General features: G+C 41.9%; 13 protein-coding genes. 11 read left to right on the top strand and 2 right to left on the bottom strand.

What is annotated here, in order from left to right; genetic code table 11:
• Positions 1-55 precede the first annotated feature (55 nt).
• The gene (locus tag CBF29_RS04110; RefSeq protein ID WP_126807638.1) at positions 56-1,258 is read right to left on the bottom strand and encodes a helix-turn-helix transcriptional regulator; all 1,203 of its coding nucleotides are present in this window, start codon (positions 1,256-1,258) and stop codon (positions 56-58) included.
• A gap of 120 nt (positions 1,259-1,378) precedes the next feature.
• On the opposite strand from CBF29_RS04110, the gene CBF29_RS04105 reads away from it, so the two are divergent.
• Positions 1,379-2,350: an NAD-dependent epimerase/dehydratase family protein gene (locus CBF29_RS04105; protein ID WP_126807636.1), complete on the top strand. Its 972-nt coding sequence runs from the start codon at positions 1,379-1,381 to the stop codon at positions 2,348-2,350.
• Positions 2,351-2,787: 437 nt separating this feature from the next.
• Here the strand turns inward: CBF29_RS04105 and CBF29_RS04100 are convergent, their stop codons facing one another.
• Positions 2,788-3,588 carry a putative ABC transporter permease gene (locus tag CBF29_RS04100; RefSeq protein ID WP_126807634.1) on the bottom strand — a complete coding sequence of 267 codons (801 nt, stop codon included), beginning with the start codon at positions 3,586-3,588 and terminating at the stop codon, positions 2,788-2,790.
• A gap of 452 nt (positions 3,589-4,040) precedes the next feature.
• On the opposite strand from CBF29_RS04100, the gene CBF29_RS04095 reads away from it, so the two are divergent.
• From CBF29_RS04095 to glmU, 10 genes are all read left to right on the top strand, one after another.
• The gene (locus CBF29_RS04095; protein WP_126807632.1) at positions 4,041-5,171 is read left to right on the top strand and encodes an exonuclease SbcCD subunit D; all 1,131 of its coding nucleotides are present in this window, start codon (positions 4,041-4,043) and stop codon (positions 5,169-5,171) included.
• Positions 5,172-5,181: 10 nt separating this feature from the next.
• On the top strand, positions 5,182-8,361 hold the full coding sequence (locus tag CBF29_RS04090) for an SbcC/MukB-like Walker B domain-containing protein (RefSeq protein WP_126807629.1): 3,180 nt from the start codon (positions 5,182-5,184) through the stop codon (positions 8,359-8,361).
• A 9-nt stretch (positions 8,362-8,370) separates the two neighbouring features.
• Positions 8,371-11,565, top strand: coding sequence for a DEAD/DEAH box helicase (locus CBF29_RS04085; protein WP_126807627.1), 3,195 nt, complete (start codon positions 8,371-8,373; stop codon positions 11,563-11,565).
• A 229-nt stretch (positions 11,566-11,794) separates the two neighbouring features.
• The gene (locus CBF29_RS04080; RefSeq protein ID WP_126807697.1) at positions 11,795-12,916 is read left to right on the top strand and encodes a radical SAM/SPASM domain-containing protein; all 1,122 of its coding nucleotides are present in this window, start codon (positions 11,795-11,797) and stop codon (positions 12,914-12,916) included.
• Positions 12,916-13,695, top strand: coding sequence for a sulfite exporter TauE/SafE family protein (locus CBF29_RS04075; RefSeq protein ID WP_126807695.1), 780 nt, complete (start codon positions 12,916-12,918; stop codon positions 13,693-13,695). Before CBF29_RS04080 ends, CBF29_RS04075 begins: the two co-directional genes overlap by 1 nt.
• A gap of 210 nt (positions 13,696-13,905) precedes the next feature.
• Entirely contained in the window at positions 13,906-15,465 is a 1,560-nt protein-coding gene (gene rny, locus CBF29_RS04070) for a ribonuclease Y (protein WP_126807625.1), read from the top strand.
• 132 nt (positions 15,466-15,597) lie between these two features.
• Complete coding sequence (locus tag CBF29_RS04065; protein WP_126807623.1) at positions 15,598-16,278, top strand: metal ABC transporter ATP-binding protein; 681 nt, start codon at positions 15,598-15,600, stop codon at positions 16,276-16,278.
• Positions 16,251-17,075 carry a metal ABC transporter permease gene (locus CBF29_RS04060; protein ID WP_126807621.1) on the top strand — a complete coding sequence of 275 codons (825 nt, stop codon included), beginning with the start codon at positions 16,251-16,253 and terminating at the stop codon, positions 17,073-17,075. Before CBF29_RS04065 ends, CBF29_RS04060 begins: the two co-directional genes overlap by 28 nt.
• Positions 17,076-17,196: 121 nt before the next feature.
• Positions 17,197-18,033, top strand: coding sequence for a pur operon repressor (purR, locus tag CBF29_RS04055; protein WP_126807619.1), 837 nt, complete (start codon positions 17,197-17,199; stop codon positions 18,031-18,033).
• A gap of 2 nt (positions 18,034-18,035) precedes the next feature.
• The gene (gene glmU / locus CBF29_RS04050; protein ID WP_126807617.1) at positions 18,036-19,418 is read left to right on the top strand and encodes a bifunctional UDP-N-acetylglucosamine diphosphorylase/glucosamine-1-phosphate N-acetyltransferase GlmU; all 1,383 of its coding nucleotides are present in this window, start codon (positions 18,036-18,038) and stop codon (positions 19,416-19,418) included.
• The last annotated feature ends 70 nt before the right edge of the window (positions 19,419-19,488 follow it).

Here is a 19,488-nt window from a genome sequence, read left to right as displayed (position 1 = left end):
TGGTGCTTTTTATAAAGGTCTATCAGAAAGTTGCTTGCGAGTTTGTTCCTTTCGTTTATTGACGGCTGGAAGTATCTTCAACTTGATTTTGCTGAAGATAGTCCCTAGGAGTCTTGCCGTAAACACGCTGAAAGTTTCGTGAAAAGCTTAAAGCATCTTGAAAACCGACCAATAGCGCAATCTCGTTGATGCTTTTATCCAAGGTGATTAGCAAGTTTCTGCCAACTTGGACACGCAGTGCGTTGAGAAATTGTTTGAATGTGGTTTGAAATTGATTTTTTAACAAAGATTGAATCTTTTTTTCAGTAAAATGCAAATCACCAGCCGCAGTCGTGATTGTTAGGGGTTGTCGGCAATTTTCCAGCAAATAACAAGCAAGTTCCCAGATATCTGCAGAAACTTCTTCGGTGGACATTCCGCTCACACGATATTCTTGCGGGGTGACTCCCTGAACATGTTTAAAAGTTTTGTAGAAGTTTGCTTCTGATTGAAAACCGCTGATTTGCGCTATTTGATTCAGTGAAAGTTCATGAAACTGGGTCAAGGCGGCGGCATTTCGAATCCTTACTTGGTTCAACAGTTGTTTAAAACTCATACCGGTCAGCGATTTGAGATGTTTGCTTACTTCTTGTCTGCTTATTCCAAGTGCTTTCCCTAGTTTTTCAGGAGTCAACTGTTCCTGATGATGGAGATGCAAATATTGCAAAACAATCCAGCTGAGATTGTCAGTGACAGACTTTTTGTCAAGTTCGTTTTGATGCCGGCTGTAAATATAGGAAATAAATGAAATCAGGGCAAGGTTCAAGGGTTCGTGAGTATCAGCTGATAGCTTGAATTCCTCGTCTAGTTCCCCGCACAAAAATTCGATTTGTTTACGGTAGCGCGACTTCAAGGATACAATCGGGATGGCGTTGTCAATTTTTTTTATCGATCGCAAATAGTTTCTTTGATTGGTGCTGACAAGCAGTAACAAACCGATAGAAAATCTGATGCGGTAAAATTGAATTTTCTCTTTTGGTTTTAATAAAAAACGGTGAACATGGTAGGGCATCAGCTGAATAAAATCACCAGCTGTCACAGCAATGCTTAAATCGTTGATTTCGATGCGCCCTGCCCCTGACAATATGTAAATAAATTCGATTTCGTCCCGAAAAACCTTCTGACTGCTTCTGCTCATAGTTTCCTTTGTTAAACGCAGTTCTTTAGGTTTGAATTTTTCTGAGAAGTAATCACTGCTGATATATGGGAAATTATTCATTTTGTTTCACCTCTAGCTTGATTTTAACAAAAAGTGAGTGATATGTCTCTTTGTGATAGATATCAATCAAAATAAAAGTTTATAATGATTGTGAAAGAAAACACAACAGGAGGGTTAAAAATGGCTAAAATATTTATTTTAGGCGGCACAGGATTTTTAGGATACTATACGACGAAAGAATTATTGGACAGGGGTTATCAAGTTAAAACAATGTCACTGCCGCCTATGCCGGCAAAAGATTTATTGCCGGAAGGTGTAGAGTGTCAACTGGGTGATATCAATGCACTGACAGATGAGGAAATTTTAGTCTTGCTGGAGGATTGTGAAGGGTTTATTTATGCGGCGGGTGCAGACGAACGGACGGTGCCAGATAAACCAGCGGTAAAATTTTTCTACGAAGCCAATGTTTTGCCTACTCAGCGGTTGGCTAGATTAGCTAAACAGGCCGGAGTCAAAAATTTTGTCGTGTTCGCTTCCTATTTTGCTGAATTTGCCGAACGACTGCCAGAGTATCATCTGCGTAAGCAAGCTTATCCTAATACGCGCTTGCTGCAAGAGCAACTGGCTTTTGCTGAGGGTGAAGGGGCAATGAAAGTCTGCTCTTTACGTCTCCCTTATATTTTCGGCACAATGCCGGGCAGAGAACCTTTATGGACGATGTTTGTAGACCGGGTACGAGGGCAAGAAGTTTTTCCGAGTCCGACTGGTGGAACTGCCATGGTCACAGTGGAACAAGTTGCTGAAGCTGCTGTTGGTGTGTTGGAAAACGGCGAGCATCGTGGTACTTATGCGATTTGCTCTTTGAACATGAAATTTCAGCAGTTTTATGAGCTGATTGTGGAAGCTCTGGGACAGACAGGTAAAACAATGGTGCCGGTTGTTGCATTGGAACAAATGCTGCCGGCTTTTGAAGCTATTGATTCTCAGGCTGAAGCAGCAGGAAAAGAGCATGGCATCCATATGGCGGTCAGCGGAAGATTGCAGTTTGAGGATCTCTATTTGGATCCGGCAGATACGATGCCCTTGTTGGGAATCAAAGAACATGATGTGGTTGCCAGCATCAAAGAAACATTGGCAAGATGTGTCGACTAGTAAAAGAATTAACAGGGAATCCAGTGTGAGTTCTTACGCGCCTGATTATTCTTATGATTAAAACTTAGATATCATCTGAATTTGAGTAAAAAGCTGAAAAGAGTTTTCTCTTTTCAGCTTTTTTGTTGCGTCAAGGTTGATAGTTTGCTAAAAACATTCTGGCAGCAAAGATTAATTAGAAAGAAATTTTTATTACCATCTAAGAACCTGCTAACTTTTAATTTTCTCAACAACCATTTTATTGACTATTAAATAACTAAAATACCGTTATTTATATTTGTGAAATAAACTTTTGTGAGAGAACGTTACATTCAAATGGGACTGTCAGTTTCACTTTCAGTAAAAAGTTGGAAGAAGAGCATGATGTAAATGTCAGTCTCGCCGTAACATTATTTTCTGACAAGATAAAGAGAAGATGTTAGAAAAAGAGAGAAAGCCTAGTCATGCTTTCTCTCTTTGCGTTTTTGTATTAAATATTCTTTGATATATGCTTGGTTTTCGATATTTTTCATACGGAAATTTTTAAAGCTTCTTAAGTATCTGCGGTGGTTAAAATTCAATTTTGGTAACTTTTTAGCCCGTTCTTCGAATTCTTCACGCCATTCTGCATAATCAGATTTAATAGACTCCAAGTTTTTCCCCAATGAAGTTTCCAACTGCAGTCTTCTTTTTCTAAACTGCTGTCGACTGCTGTCGATGGCGCTGTCCCACTCCAGACTGATTTTATTGAAGTTGATCATGTTGAAGACGGTGTAGATTGAGTCAGAAGCAAAGAGCACGGCAATCATAAGGTAAAGATAGCTTCCTGTATGTGCCAAAGTAAACTCGGTCAGCTTCATGACTTCCGGATGAATGACTTTGACAATCAGCACACAAGCAGTCCCCCAAAACAAAGAAACAGGGAGAGCTACCCGGCCGTTAAGATTCAGAGGGACTCCGGTATAGTCCCACCACGTGGCGTGGAAAATTTTCTCTAAAATATAGCTGGTAAAGTATTCCAACACCGTGACCACGATCACTGAAAGGGAATAAAGCAGAAGCAGGTTATTTTGATAAGGAGCAATGAAATAAAGAACGGACAAAATACCAAAGCCGTAGATTGGGCAATATGGCCCGATAAGGAAGCCGCGGTAAACAAATTTTTTCGCTTTGATGGAGCAATAGACGGTCTCCCAAAGCCAGCCGATGATAGCGTAAAATAAAAATAATAGTGCGATTTCATTTAAAAGATTGTTCATTTGACACCTCGGGTAGTTTTATATTTTAACGTCAGAACACAGGATATTCTTGTTTGACAGCTGCTGCCTTGGTCTGCGGAGTGTTTCATGGTGTTTTTTTGTAAATCTGCAGATTTTGTGGCAGTTTTTCAAGTCAGTTTATCCAGAGCTGGTGAGCGGAGATGTTTTAGCAAACTCTCCACTTTTTTACACTGCTAAGACTCATTGTATACTAAAACCATTAAAAATAAAAAAAATTTGGGAAAATAATTGAAAAGTTGCCTACGAAGGTTTTAATTTTAGGAGTTTAATCTATAGCTGGTGGATGATTCGCTGAAAAAAGACAACTATATTTAGATTTCTTGAAACTTTCCATGTTTCCAAGTGGCTAAAGTTTCTTTTTAGGTCAAGAAAAACAAGCTGGAATTTGGTATAATGAAGGATGATGCTTTTTATGAAACGGGGAGATATCAATGAAATTTTTACATACTGGGGACTGGCATATCGGCAAAAAATTAAACGGCTATGATTTGCTTGAAGAACAGCAGGATGTGTTTCGTCAACTCATGGCAGTTGCTGAAAAGGAGCAGGTGGATGCCATCGTGATTGCTGGAGATCTCTATGACCGGTCTGTTCCTTCGGTCGAAGCTGTGGAAGTGTTCAACTGGATGATGCGTGAAATGAACATCGAAAAAAAATATCCCGTTCTAGCGATTTCGGGTAATCATGACAGCAGTACACGACTGGAAACGGGAGGACCGTGGTACGAACCTCTGCGGTTTCATTTACATACAAGATTGGAACAGGGACTTGCCCCTGTGGAAATAGATGACACTCAGTTTTTTTTATTGCCTTACTTTGAGCCATTTGCAGCAAGAAGATATTTTGAAGACGACTCACTGAAAACAATCCAGCAAGCGGTTGCTGCGGCGGTGGCAGAAATGGAAAAAAGATTTGATCCCCATAAAAAACAAGTGCTAGTTTCGCATTTTTTCATCGCCGGAAGTACGACGACCGACTCTGAAACAAAAGTTACCGTAGGAGGGCTGGATGTAGTCCCGCTTTCTTTATTAGAAAATTTTGATTATGTGGCACTAGGGCATTTACACAATCGTCATGCACTGCATAGCGATAATGTCCGATACAGCGGGTCGTTATTAAAATATTCTTTATCAGAGGTTAATCAGGAAAAAGGGGTTTGGGTTGTGGAGCTGACAGACACGGAGACCAATATGGAGTTTTTTCCTGTAACGCCGATGCGGGATGTAAAAGTACTGGAGGAAAGTTTTGATACTCTGATGACGCCCAGTTTTTATAGTGAAATTAATCGGGAAGACTATATCGGTATTCGCTTGACTAATAAAGAAGTCATTCCCAATGTGATGAATCAGTTGCGGTCTGTTTATCCACGTATCATTCAACTGGAAAGAGCCCATGGGAGGACTGCCCAAGAGTTGAACGTCCTTGCATCTTCAGACTTGCAAAAGAAAGATCCGCTAACGCTATTTGCTGATTTTTTTGAAACAGCTGTGGAACAGCCTCTGACGATACAGCAAAAAAGCTGGTTAGAAGAAGAATATATGACTCTGGAAAAAGAGGGATAGGAGGGAAAAGATGAAGCCCATTCGTTTAATCATGGAAAATTTTGGTCCATTTAAACAAGAAGAAGTAGATTTTGCTCAGTTTCAAGAGTATCCGCTATTTTTAATTGCCGGAAAAACCGGCGCAGGGAAGACGACGATTTTTGACGCGATGTGCTATGCCCTTTACGGAGAAACTACTGGAGGGATTCGTCAAGGCAAAGAAATGCGCTCCAACTTCGCCGATGAAGAGGAACAGACTGCGGTCACCTTTATTTTCGACCATCAAGGAAAACGTTATGAAATCATACGTGAGCCTGAGCAGACATTGAAGAAAAAAGTGGGAGAGGGTGTCACTATCCGCCCTGCAAAGGTTTTGCTGACAGTTTATGATGACGCTGGCGCAGAGATTCTTCAAGAGAAAAAAGCCACAGAAGTCAGGAAATTAATTGAAGAATTACTTCATTTGACCGTCCAGCAATTTACACAAATCATCTTATTGCCTCAAGGGGAGTTTCGCAAATTTTTAAATGCCAATAGTAATGACAAAGAAGTGGTTTTGCGCAAACTTTTTGGGACTCAAATATATAGTGAGTTATCTCTACGTTTGAAAGAACGAAAAAAAGCATTTGAAAAACAATTAAACGACGAACAGCATGGTTTAAATTTATTATTTGATCAAGTGCTGTTTGCTGAAGAATATCAATTGGAAAAACAAGAACTGACCGATATGGCCAGCCGGCTAACACTGATCTTGGCACAAAATGAGGAGTACCAAGAGCAGATGGATGTCCTTAACCAACAGGAAAAACAAGTCAGGTCGGAAAAGAAAGAGCTGGATAAACAGGTCCACCGTGAGCAGCAACTGCTGGAAGAATTTGGTCAGCAGCAGCAGTTAACAAAGGAACTTGCGCACCACGAAGAGCAAAAGCAAGAAGTGCTGGTGAAAGAACATCAAGTGGAGAAATGGCGTTGGGTTGAAAAAAATCAGCATCCTCTTCTTCAGTTGCAGGAATATCAGCAACAAATCGGAAAACTTCAAGAAAAGCATGAAGAACATCAAAAGATGAAGAAAAAGTTGCAGACAGAAGGGGAAAACGTCAAACAATGCTTGGATAATTTGTTGGATGAAAAAGAGAGTATTGAGGAGAAACGACAGGAAATCCGCGACATGGAGACGTTAGAACCTCTCTTTAAACAAAAAGAGCAGCTAGAAAAAGAGTTGACCACACTCCTTCAATCCATTAGAAAAACTCAGGCTTCGAAAACAGCTATTTATGGTCAAATTGAAAAAATCCAAGAAGAGTATGAAACCAATCAAGGGAAAATCCAAGAAGAACCCCAGCTTTTGCGCAAACTCAGCCAGCTGGAAAAACAAATGCAGTCACTGGAGACGTTGCTGAAAGAGGTGTCAGAGCAGCAGAAACAAGAGGAAGACCGACTTAGGCTGTATGTTCGACAAGAGGAGGTCATCCTGCGTTTGTCAGAACAAAAAAAAGCATCGCAAGTCTTGGAAGATAACTACCGGAAACAAAAAGATCAGGTGGCAAAGTTGCTGATCGCCAGACTAAGTGTAGATTTGCTTCCGGGAGAATCATGTCCTGTCTGCGGCAGTAAGGAGCATCCACGTCCTCATGCAGAGCAGGAATGGACGGTGGAGACCATCAAAGAAGCAGAAGAACATTTGGCGTCCTTGGAAGAAAAACGAGAAATCCAACAGAAAACAGTGATCCAACTGATGGAAGAAGACCGGTATTTAAATGAAAAAACAGAAGAGATGGACCGTCATATTCGACAGTTGCAAAGGACGTTAGAGGCAGAATTGATGGCTTTAAGAGAGTCATCCTCGGCTGATTGGCTGGGTGAATCAAACGGGCAGACGACAGCTGAATTGCTGCAAATTCTCCGCAGGGAACAAGATGAACGCAGTCAAGAGCGACAACAGTTGTCTGAGAAGATAGAAGCATTGGAAGAAATCAAAGCGACTCAGTCGGAGCTGGAAATTCAGCAAGGGAAACTCGGCGACGCTCAAAAGGAAATCGAAGCTGCCTTATCCCAAGAAGAAAAACAGCAGACGGGTATCACAGCAACATTGACACAAATCAATCAGCAAATTCCTGTGAAATGGCAGCAGGAAAATCTTCAGAATCTTTTAGAAGCAAATCGAAACGCCGTCAAGCAATGGGAGCAATCTGTCAATACTTATGAAGAACAGTTGAAACATTTGTCTGAAAGGGAGTTACTGGAAACAAATTCCTTAGCGCATGTCCAACGACAATTACAGGAAACCACAGAAGGACTGGAAAGCCGGCAAAAGCAATTGGAAGAACGGATTGCCGCCAGCGCGTATGTCCATGATTTGGCAGAGATGACAGAAGAACTGGCTCATATCAGCCAAATCGAGCCTTACGAAAAAGCTATCAAAGAATTTTACGATACTTACCATCGATTGAAAATACGGTTAGAAGAAGTAGAGAAGAAATTGGCAGGGCAAAAGGAGCCGGAAATCGAACAAACGCTGGCGCTGCAGAGAGAGTTGGAGCAGACCATCGAACGTTTGGAAGAAGAACGTTTGACCTTGGCCCAGCGGAAAACTCAAAATCAGCAAATACATCAAGAGATGACCACTCGTTATGCCCGCTTGCAAAAAGAGTGGGAAAAACTGGCAGAATTAAATCAACTGTCAGAGGTGGCCAATGGAGACGGCCCGCTGAAAATCAGTTTGGAACGCTATGTTTTACAAGTTTATTTTGCGGAAATTTTACGTGTAGCAAATCAGAAGTTGATGGAGCTGACTAATAACCGTTATAGTTTTGAATTGAAAGAAGAGCAAGGCTCGTATAAAAGTCAAACAGGTTTAGAGTTGAACGTCTACGATGACAATGTAGGCGCAGCCAGAAGCGTGAATACCTTGTCTGGAGGGGAAAGCTTTATTGCGGCCTTGTCATTGTCCCTTTCGCTAGGAGAAGTGGTTCAGACGCAGGCGGGAGGCATCAGTGTGGAAGCTATGTTTATTGACGAAGGCTTTGGTTCTTTGGATGAAGAAGCACTAGAAATCGCAATGGATGCTTTTGAAACCGTAGAAAGTAAAGGACGGATGATTGGGATTATCAGCCATGTCCGGGAACTGAAACAGCGTATTCCGCAACAGATTCAAGTGTTAACTCAAGGCACAGGACAGAGTCGCATTACTTATCAGTTATCAGAGGAATGAGGAAATTAGATGAAATGGTCGATACCAGAAAGAATCATTGAACGGGGCAGGGCCTATGCGTCGGAAGGACGAGTCGTCGATATCAGAAAAGATGAAAAAAGAGTCAAATGGCATGCAAGAGTGCTGGGCAGCCAAATGTATTATGTGGAATTGGACGGCACGCCAAAAGAAGAAGATTATTGCAGCTGTCCTTATTTTAAAGACCGGGGATATTGTAAACATACGGTAGCAGTGGAGCTTATCCTAAGAGATGCAGGGTATAGCCGCGTGTTTTCAAAATTTCCTGTGCAGGTAGAGATGCAGGATGAATATCAAGACAATATCATCCATCACGGCCCGACCCACGAGGAGATGCTGCTGTATGAAGCTATCGACTTGGTGATGATGGTGCAAGCTCAGACAAAAAATTCAAACGAAAGATTGCAACTAGAGTTTGTAATCCAAGGGCAAGACACGGCTCACGGTTATTATTTTGTCGATGTGTTGTCAGTCGGCTTGCGTTTGGGCTATGAAAATGGACGTTTGTATGTGGTCCGGGACCTTCAAGAATTTTTCCAGGTCTTCAAAGAGCAGGGACTCTATTTTACTGCTCAGGCTGACTACTCTTTGAGAAAGGATAATTTTGCCGCGGAAGATTTTTACTGCTTAGTGAAACTAGCGGAAGCCTATGACCATCAGCAATTTTTACGGGAGGATTCGCCAAAAAAAGGTCCTTGGGGCAAAAACATTTCACTGCCAAAGGAATTGATGAAAGAATTATTCTTTTTGGAAAGAACCGTTCAGAACGTGTCGGTAGTCATCAATGGAAAAAAGAAAAAGTTAAAAGGTTTTTCTGCAAACAAGAAGCCTTACCGATTTCGTGTATTGGGAAATCATCGCAAACTGCAAGTCCTTATGGAAGAACAGTTTGAAGAATATTATCCGGGATACCATTGGTTTTTCTGGCAAGGCTATTTTTTTGAATTGCCCTTTGAAGCAATCAATCAGTTTGAATTAGTCTATGAAACTAAAAAAAGAATGCCTAGACCTGCTTTAACTTTTTCAGATGAAGCCGTGACTGATTTTTTCAACATATTATATCCAGTGTTTAAAGAAGTCGGCGAAATAGAGCTGGCAGATGAATTGTTTGAGAATTTAGTGGAGGAGCCTTTGGAAACCTTGCTTCATCTTACTTTAAACGATGGGCGTATCGAGGGTGAAGTCAAGTTTCAATACGGCGACGTTGTTTTGCCGGCAGTGCAGTTAGGCGACGTGCCCGGTCAAGAGTTGATGGTCCGGAAGATAGGGGAAGAAGAAGAGGTCCTTCAGACGATGAGAGACTTATCCTATGGTTTTTCTGAGGGTCTTTTTTACAAGTCCTTGCCTGTGGCTGAAAATTTATATGCCTTCTTTGTAGAGGAGCTGCCGCTATTGCGACAACTGGCAGAGGTAACTCTAGATGACAGCTTGCAGGAACTTTATTTGGATGGTTTGAAAGCCCGGCCTAAAATCAGGATTGATACTGCTAATTCTTGGCTGGATATTCATTTTGATGTATCTGATATTGATGAAGATGAAGTAGACGAAATGATTCGCAGCATCTATGCGGGCAAGACCTATCACCAGCTGAAAAGCGGACAAATCGTTTCTTTGGAAACTGAGGCGTATCGGGAAATAACCAAAAGTCTTCAGACTATCCCAGAGGAATTGGCTTTCCAAAACGGGACTGTCCGGTTGGCTAACTACCAAAGTATTCTGCTGAAAAATCAATTTGCTTCGGTAAAAGATGCTGAATTCAGTGAAGACTTTGAGAAGATGGTCTCGGAGCTGACGAAGCCGGAAAAACTGACCGATGTTCTGCCAAAGAAAGTCAACGCTGTCCTGCGCCCTTATCAAGAAGTGGGATTTCGCTGGTTAAAAATGATGGCCGGCTACGGTTTTGGCGGTATTTTGGCAGATGAGATGGGTCTGGGGAAAACGCTCCAAATAATTACTTACCTTCAAGAGGCCAAGGAGGAAGGACGGTTGTCCCAGTCTATAGTGATTGCGCCTGCCAGCCTTGTTCTGAATTGGAAATATGAAGTGGAAAAATTTGCGCCGGAATTGACTACGGCAGTTATCAGCGGCAGTGCCGAAAAAAGAAAAACACTGATTGATGAGGCACAGGCAATAGATGTGCTGATTACTTCTTACGCTACATTCCGTCAAGACAGCGAACGCTATCAGGACCATACCTTTGATACATTAGTTCTAGACGAGGCTCAGATGGTAAAAAATTCAGCAACCAAAACATTTCAGGCCATCAAAAAAGTGTCAGCCAAACAGAGATTTGCATTGAGCGGAACGCCAATCGAAAACCGGCTGGAAGAGATTTGGGCGATTTTTCACTTGATTATGCCCGGTTTTCTACCCTCATTTAAAAAATTTCAAAAGTTTTCTGCTAAAGAAATCAATCAATGGATCCGCCCCTTTGTTCTAAGAAGGGAAAAGAAAGAAGTATTGACGGAGTTGCCTGATAAAATCGAGACGCTTATCCGTAGTGAGTTGACTAAGGAACAAAAAAAGATTTATTTGGCTCAGCTTCAAGATATGCAGCATTCGTTAAGTGAGATGGACGGAGAAGCTTTTCGACAAAACCGCATGACTATTTTAGCCGGCTTGACCCGTCTGCGTCAGATTTGTTGTTCTCCAGCCTTGTTTTTACCGGATTACCACGGCGGTTCTGGCAAACAGGAACAATTAAAAGAACTGATTCAATCAGCTTTGGCAAATAATCGCCGGATACTGTTGTTTTCGCAGTTTACCAGTATGTTGTCTATCATTGAAAAAATGCTGGCGGAGATGCAAGTGGAGACATTTTATTTGCGTGGCAGCACGCCGATTGCCCGCCGTCAACAAATGGTGGATGAATTTAACCAAGGCAGTAAAGATGTCTTTTTGATTTCCCTGAAGGCCGGCGGGACAGGTTTAAACTTGACGGGAGCCGACACGGTGATTTTATATGATTTGTGGTGGAACCCTGCGGTGGAAGACCAAGCGGCAAGTCGGGCCCACCGTCTCGGACAGAAGAAAGAAGTGGAAGTTTGGCGCTTGATTGCAGAAGGAACGATTGAAGAGAAGATGGTTCAGCTGCAAGAAAACAAAAAAGATTTATTCGAGAATATCTTAGGGGCCTCCGCCAGTCAGTTGACAGAACAAGATATTCGCGACATCTTGCTTCAATAGCCTATAGAGGCACCTTCGGAAAATAACGGAATTTTTTAATCAAATTAAGCGTTATTGTTAAAAACGCCGATTAAATGCCGTGAATGTTGTGGCATTCTTGTAGGAGTCGTGAGAAAATAGAAACTAAATGTGTCTTTTGGTAACGAAAGACTTATCGGCTGAGAATTTCAGCAAAATGGATATCAAAAAAGGTAAAAGGCGTTGAAGTTAAGAGAAAGGAATGAACGACATGAAGCATGTGTCAGTGTTGATAAAACCAGCTTCAGGATTATGTAATATTCGCTGTCAATATTGTTTTTATGCGGACGTAACGTCATTAAGGGAAGTCGAATCTTATGGAAGAATGACTAAAGAGACGACAGAAAAGATGATCGCACAAATATTTTCTGATTTAGAAAATGGTGATCAGCTGACGCTTGCTTTTCAAGGGGGAGAACCTACGCTAGCTGGTTTAAATTATTATCGGCATTTAACGAGCTTGGTTGATGAGTATATAGAAACGATTGACGTAGAAGTCCATTATGCTATACAGACAAATGGTATCGTTGTTAACGAAAGATGGTGCCGTTTATTTAAGGACTATGATTTTTTAGTAGGCCTTTCCATTGACGGACCAGCGATGTTTCATGATTTATATCGTTTGGATGCCAAGGGCAGAGGAACCTATCAGCGGGTATTAAAAACCAAAAAATTATTGGATGACTATGCTATCGACTATAATGTTTTATGCGTATTAACGAACCAGCTGGCCGGAGAGCCAAAAAAAGTGTATCGTTTCCTTCAAAAAGAAAACATCGACTATGTCCAGTTCATTCCTTGCCTAGATGATTTTGGTGCAGAAAAAAGAAGCCGCTATGCCTTGACCCCTAAACGTTTTGCTTCATTTTATCAGCAGTTGTTCCAATTGTGGCTGGATGAGTTCAAACGGGGGACGTATCGCAGTGTCAAACTGTTTGATGATGTTTTCAACTTGCTTGTTGCCGGTCAGCTGACTGCTTGCGGGATATTAGGGAACTGTCAAATTCAGTATGTGATCGAGGCGGACGGCAGTGTTTATCCTTGCGATTTTTATGTGCTGGATAATTACCGTTTAGGCTACATTCAAGAAAAAAGTTTGCGGGAGTTATTTGAACAAGATGTATCAAAAATGTTCCTCTGTGAACCAAGAGATTTGTCAGGCTTTTGCCAGGAGTGTCCATTTTTGAAAATGTGCAACGGAGGATGCAAACGAATGAAAGATGCTATGTACGTGAACAAACAAGGAGACTTTTGCGGCTACCAAACATTTTTGAAAAAATTCGTGCCGCAAATAGAAACTATTATCGAAACAAGAGAGAAGGTCATTAGATGATGTGGACGGGGATAATCTATTTTGTAGTGATTATTTTAGCGAACACGGTTGGTGCCATATCTGGGATGGGAGGCGGGGTCATCATTAAACCCGTCCTTGATTTTATCGGTGCCCATCAGGTGGCGGCAATTTCATTTTATTCCAGTGTGGCGGTGTTTACCATGTCCATCGTCTCGACACTGCGTCAAATGAAAAATAAAATAACCGTTCAGTGGGTTCTGGCACTATTGATTTCCGCCGGTGCGGTCGCCGGAGGCTCAATAGGCAATCTTGTGTTTGAACAACTGATGAGTCAGTTAGACAGCGAGATGGTGATGCTGATTCAAATCATTTTAACTGTCATTACCTTATTATTTGCCTATTTTTATTCAAAAAATAATTCTTGGCATATTGATTTGCGGAAAAACCATTGGTATGTGATCGTAGGCTTTATTTTAGGATTTCTAGCCAGTCTTTTGGGAATCGGCGGCGGCCCTATCAATGTTGCTCTGCTGATGATGTGTTTTTATTTGCCAATCAAAGAAGCCACTGTTTACTCCATTATTACGATTTTCTTTTCACAACTGGCAAAGCTGGTTACGATTGGGACAACGACAGGTTTTCAGTCCTATGATTTGAATATGTTATTGTTTATTATTCCGGCGGCTGTTCTTGGCGGATGGCTGGGTGCTAAACTAAGCGGGATCTTTTCCGAAGAAAAAGTCAGCAAAGTTTTCCAGCTGGTGATTTTTCTTGTTTTGCTGATTAATATTTACAATGGCATTAGAATTTTCATATAAAAAATTTACTTTTCCATCCGTATGCCTGATGAAACAGCATTCCCGCATATCACTAAATGAGCCACAATTATTAAGATTGACACTTCCCTCTATAAAGATTAAAATTAAGAGTGTGTAACTTTATACACTTATGCAAACAAGCATGTGATAATAACTATTCTTTTATCAAAAGAAAACACATAACTAAAGATTTTACGGAGGTGTCATAAGATGGAAGCAATTTCTATCGTCCTCGGTATCATCGGTTTGATTGTAGGCCTTTTGGCAGGTTTTTATGTTGCTAAAACACGTCATGAAAAGACGATTGACGGAGCAAAAAACACAGCTGAAGGGATTTTGGAAGAAGCAAAGCGTGAGTCGGAAACGTTAAAAAAAGAAGCATTGTTGGAAGCCAAAGAAGAGAATCAGAGGTATCGTCTGGAAGTTGAAAGTGAGTTGAAAGAGCGCAGAAGCGAAGTCAAAGTTCAAGAAAATCGTTTACTTCAGAGAGAAACTAATATTGATCGTAAAGATGAAGCTCTTGTTAAGCGAGAAAACTCATTGGAAGAGAAAGAAGAAAAACTCGATTCTAGAAAACAATTGATTGGTGAACGGGAACGAGAAGTAACAGAATTGATTGATCAGCAGAAGTTGAAATTAGAACAAGTAGCCTCTTTATCAAGAGATGAGGCACGTAACAAAATTGTGACTGAAACAAAAGAAGATTTAGGGCATGAATTAGCAGTGATGGTGAAAGAAAATGAGCGGCAGGTCAAAGAGGAATCCGATCGTATCGCGAAAAACATGTTGTCACTAGCCATGCAGAGATGTGCGGCCGATCAAGTGTCCGAATCTACAGTGTCAGTGGTCACCTTGCCAAACGACGAGATGAAGGGTCGGATTATCGGACGTGAAGGACGGAACATCCGAACGTTGGAGACGTTGACGGGAATCGATTTGATTATCGATGATACACCTGAAGCAGTAGTTTTATCCGGCTTTGATCCGATTCGACGGGAGATTGCCCGGATGGCTTTGGAAAAGCTGATTCAAGACGGACGTATCCACCCGGCTCGAATTGAGGAAATGGTGGATAAGGCTAGAAAAGAAATGGACGAACGTATTCGCGAGTATGGAGAAAATGCTGCTTTTGAAGTGGGTATCCATACCTTGCATCCAGATTTGATCAAGATCATGGGAAGGATGCGTTTCAGAACAAGTTATGGTCAAAACGTATTAAACCACTCCATCGAGGTCGCCAAACTGACGGGAGTGTTAGCAGGCGAGTTGGGTGAAGATGTAGATCTTGCGAAACGTGCCGGATTTTTACATGATATCGGTAAAGCAATTGACCGTGAAGTGGAAGGTTCCCACGTAGAAGTAGGAACAGAGCTGGCGAAAAAATATAAAGAGCCGGCGGTAGTCATCAATTCTATTGCTTCTCACCATGGAGATACAGAAGCAACGTCTGTTATCTCGGTATTAGTGGCAGCAGCTGATGCATTGTCTGCTGCAAGACCGGGAGCCCGCAGCGAGTCCTTGGAAAATTACATCAAACGTTTGGAACGCTTGGAAGGAATTGCCAATGACTTTAAGGGCGTGGATTACAGCTTTGCTGTCCAAGCAGGACGGGAAGTTCGGATTATGGTAAAACCTGAAGAAATTTTCGATGATCAGGCAACATTACTTGTCCGCGATATCCGCAAACGAATTGAAGATGAGCTTGAATATCCAGGTCATATCAAAGTGACCGTTGTAAGAGAAACACGAGCAGTTGAATATGCGAAATAGGTACAAAGGCAACGTGACGTTTTGTCACGCTGCCTTTTTCTTTGACATTATTTAGTTGACTGTTTGAAAACAAAATGGTAAGATTTTGTAGTTAAAACGTAACAATTACGCTTTGACTGAAGGAGGATAGTCTTGAATTACATCAAGGTAGAAAATTTAACATTTTATTATGGGGATGAACCGGTGTTGGAAGATGTTTCCTACCATGTGGATGCAGGTGAGTTTGTCATCCTGACGGGAGAAAACGGCGCGGCTAAATCAACATTGATAAAAAATACGCTGGGTTTGTTAAAGCCGGCAGCGGGAAAAGCAACGATTGCAACACACAACATCGACGGGAAGCCCTTGAGCATAGGCTATATTCCTCAGCAAATTTCATCTTATAATGCGGGATTTCCCAGTACCGTTCTGGAATTAGTAGAATCTGGCAGATTTCCGAGAAATCGGTGGTTCAAGCCGTTGACCAAAAAAGATCATGACCATGTGAAAAAAGCATTGCTTGCAGTGAATATGTGGGACATGCGCCAAAAAAAGATTGGAGAACTTTCCGGTGGGCAAAAGCAGCGGATTTCCCTGGCGCGCGTGTTTGCGACGGACCCAGATTTATTTATTTTAGATGAACCTACCACAGGGATGGATGAAACGTCCCGGGGGGATTTTTATAAGTTGCTCAGACATAATGCCCATGATCATGACAAGGGAATCTTGATGATTACCCACGACCATGAGGATATCAAACAATATGCTGACCGGCATATCCGTCTTATCAGGAAGGAGGATTCCCAATGGCGATGTTTTCATATGAGTTCATGATTCGGGCATTGATTGCTTCATGTTTTATGGCTGTCATTGCACCTCTGTTAGGTGTTTTTTTGGTGATTCGCAGGCAATCCCTTTTAGCCGATACATTGTCCCATGTTTCTTTGGCGGGAGTGGCTCTAGGCTTTCTGGTGAATATCAATCCAACGGTGACCACATTGCTGGTCGTCATTGCGGCGGCTTTTATTTTAGAATATTTACGCACGATTTACAGTACCTATTCTGAAATCAGTACGGCTATTCTAATGTCTGGCGGTTTAGCTTTGGCATTGGTTTTGATGAAGTTCAACCAAGGCAGCAAAGGAATGAAAATCAATGAATATTTATTTGGCTCGATTGTGACGATCAATCGTGACCAAGTGATTATTTTAGGCTTGATGATGGTCTTTTTAGTTTTATTATATATTTTATTCCGTCGGCCCATGTATGTCCTGACATTTGACGAAGACACAGCCCATGTGGATGGTCTGCCTGTGAAACTGATGTCGATTTTATTTAATGTGCTGACAGGAACAGCTATCACAATCATGATTCCAATTGCAGGGGCATTGCTGATTTCGGCGATCATGGTGCTGCCGGCCGCTATTTCCATGCGGCTAGGCAAAGGCTTCAATCAAGTCATCCTTATCAGCGTAGGCGTGGGGTTGTTGGGCATGACTAGCGGGCTAGTCGCATCCTACCAATTAGACACACCTGCCGGGGCGACGATCACCCTGATTTTTATCGGGATATTTCTGCTGATCGGCATTGGCAAAGGTCTCAAGTCCCGTTACGCCAAAAAATTAAAATGAGAGGAAAAGACGAACATTCTTTTCCTTTTTTTGTTATAATGGGAAAGAAAAATAAAAAACTAGTAAATTTTATGTCAACCATCTATAATTGGCTAGAAAACTAATGAAAAGAGGAGATAGGATGAAAATTCGTAGAAGCGAACGTTTAATAGATATCACCTACTATCTATTGGAACATCCTCATACGCTGATCTCATTGACGTACTTTTCGAAGAAATACGGTTCAGCAAAATCATCCATCAGTGAGGATCTTTCTATCGTCAAACGAACCTTTGCCGAAAGAGATTTAGGCTTTTTGGAAACACTGCCTGGTGCGGCCGGCGGTGTGCGCTACATCCCTAAAATGTCTGAAGCCAGAGCATTGGAAATAGTCGAGGATTTGTGTCAAAAACTATCTGAAAGCAATCGACTTTTGCCGGGAGGCTACGTTTATTTATCTGACATGTTGGGCAATCCTGACATATTAAGAAAAGTGGGGCGTATCATTGCCTCCAAATTTTCAAATGAGAACGTGACGGCGGTCATGACAGTAGCAACCAAGGGGGTCCCAATTGCCCAAGCCGTAGCGTACAACTTGAATGTTCCTTTTGTGATTGTCCGTAGAGATTCCAAAATCACAGAAGGCTCCACAGTCAGTGTGAACTATGTTTCAGGGTCCTCTGAAAGAATCGAAAAAATGGAATTATCCAAACGAAGTCTTGCGCGAGGAGCAAGAGTCCTCGTAGTAGATGATTTTATGAAGGGGGGCGGCACTGTGAATGGTATGAAGGGACTTATCGAAGAATTTGAGGCGGAGCTGGCCGGCATTTGCGTGTTTGCCGAATCTCGTTTCACTGGACAACGAGTAATCGACAACTATCATTCCTTGTTGTGTGTGGATGCCGTAGACACGCACACTAGAACGATCAGTGTCAGACCGGGGACATATTTTGAAGATGAACAACAAAAGGAGAGTTAAGGATGGGAAATAGATACACAGTTATTTTGGCAGCTGGTCAGGGCTCAAGGATGAAATCGAAAAAATATAAGGTGCTCCATGAAATTGCCGGCAGGTCCATGGTAGATCATGTCCTGACTCAGGTGGAAAGTCTTTCTCCTGATGAAGTGGTGACAGTGGTGGGGTTCGGTGCTGAAGAAGTACAAAAAAATCTAGGCGAACGCACCAAATATATTTTGCAGGAGGAACAGCTGGGAACTGGTCATGCGGTACTCCAGACGAAAGATATTTTAGCTGACAAAGAAGGGACCACACTGGTTGTCTGTGGAGATACACCTTTATTGCGGCAGGAAACGTTGAAGTCACTCTTTGAACATCATGAAAAAAGCGGAGCTAAGGCAACAGTTTTGACTGTCAAAGCGCCAGACCCGTTCAGTTATGGCCGAATCATCCGTGACGAAACTTCGGGACAGGTTTTAAAAATCGTGGAAGAAAAAGATGCCAGTGAAGAAGAAAAAGCAGTCGATGAAATCAATACCGGAACTTTTTGTTTTGATAATCAAGCCTTGTTTGCGTCATTGGGGAAAGTTGATAATCAGAATGAACAGCAAGAGTATTATTTGCCGGATGTGATTGGTATTTTGCAATCCCAAGGAGAAGTGGTCGAAGCCTATCAAATGAAAGATTTTTCCGAGTCGATTGGAATCAACAATCGTCAAGCCCTAGCAGAAGCCGCTGCAACCATGCGCAAACGCATCAATGACCAGCATATGGTAAACGGCGTGAGCTTCGTTGATGCTGGAGCTGCGTATATCGATATCGATGTGAAAATCGGCAACGATACACTTATCGAACCGGGTGTTATGTTAAAAGGAACGACTGAGATCGGCTCTAATTGCCTGATCGGTGCCAACAGTGAAATCATTGATAGTAAGATTCATGAAGATGTCACCATCAACTCATCGATGGTGGAGCAGTCAATCATAAAATCCGGTGCCGATGTGGGCCCTTACGCTCATATCCGTCCGAATTCAACGATAGGTGAAAACGTCCATGTGGGGAACTTTGTAGAAATCAAAAATTCAACTTTAGGTGAAGAAACTAAAGTCGGACACTTGACGTATGTCGGGGATGCGGATTTAGGCAAGGACATTAATGTGGGTTGTGGAACAGTCTTTGTCAACTTTGACGGTAAACATAAACATCGCTCAGTGATTGGAGATCATTCATTTATTGGCTGCAACGTCAATATTATTTCTCCTGTGACCGTCGGGGAAAATGCATTTCTAGCTGCCGGCTCAACAATCACTAAAGATGTTCCGAACGATTCTCTTGGAATTGCCCGCTCTCGTCAGGAAAATAAGGTCGGTTATGCTAAAAAATTACCTTATTCTCAAGATTTTTAAGGAAACCCTTGATTTTATCGGAGAAAGTGTCTAATATTTAATATGGTATTTAAAGACTAAAAGTTAAATT

The organism is Vagococcus elongatus (genome assembly GCF_003987645.1).
Taxonomy (GTDB): domain Bacteria; phylum Bacillota; class Bacilli; order Lactobacillales; family Vagococcaceae; genus Vagococcus_A; species Vagococcus_A elongatus.
This window is presented reverse-complemented; position numbering and strand designations above follow the sequence as displayed.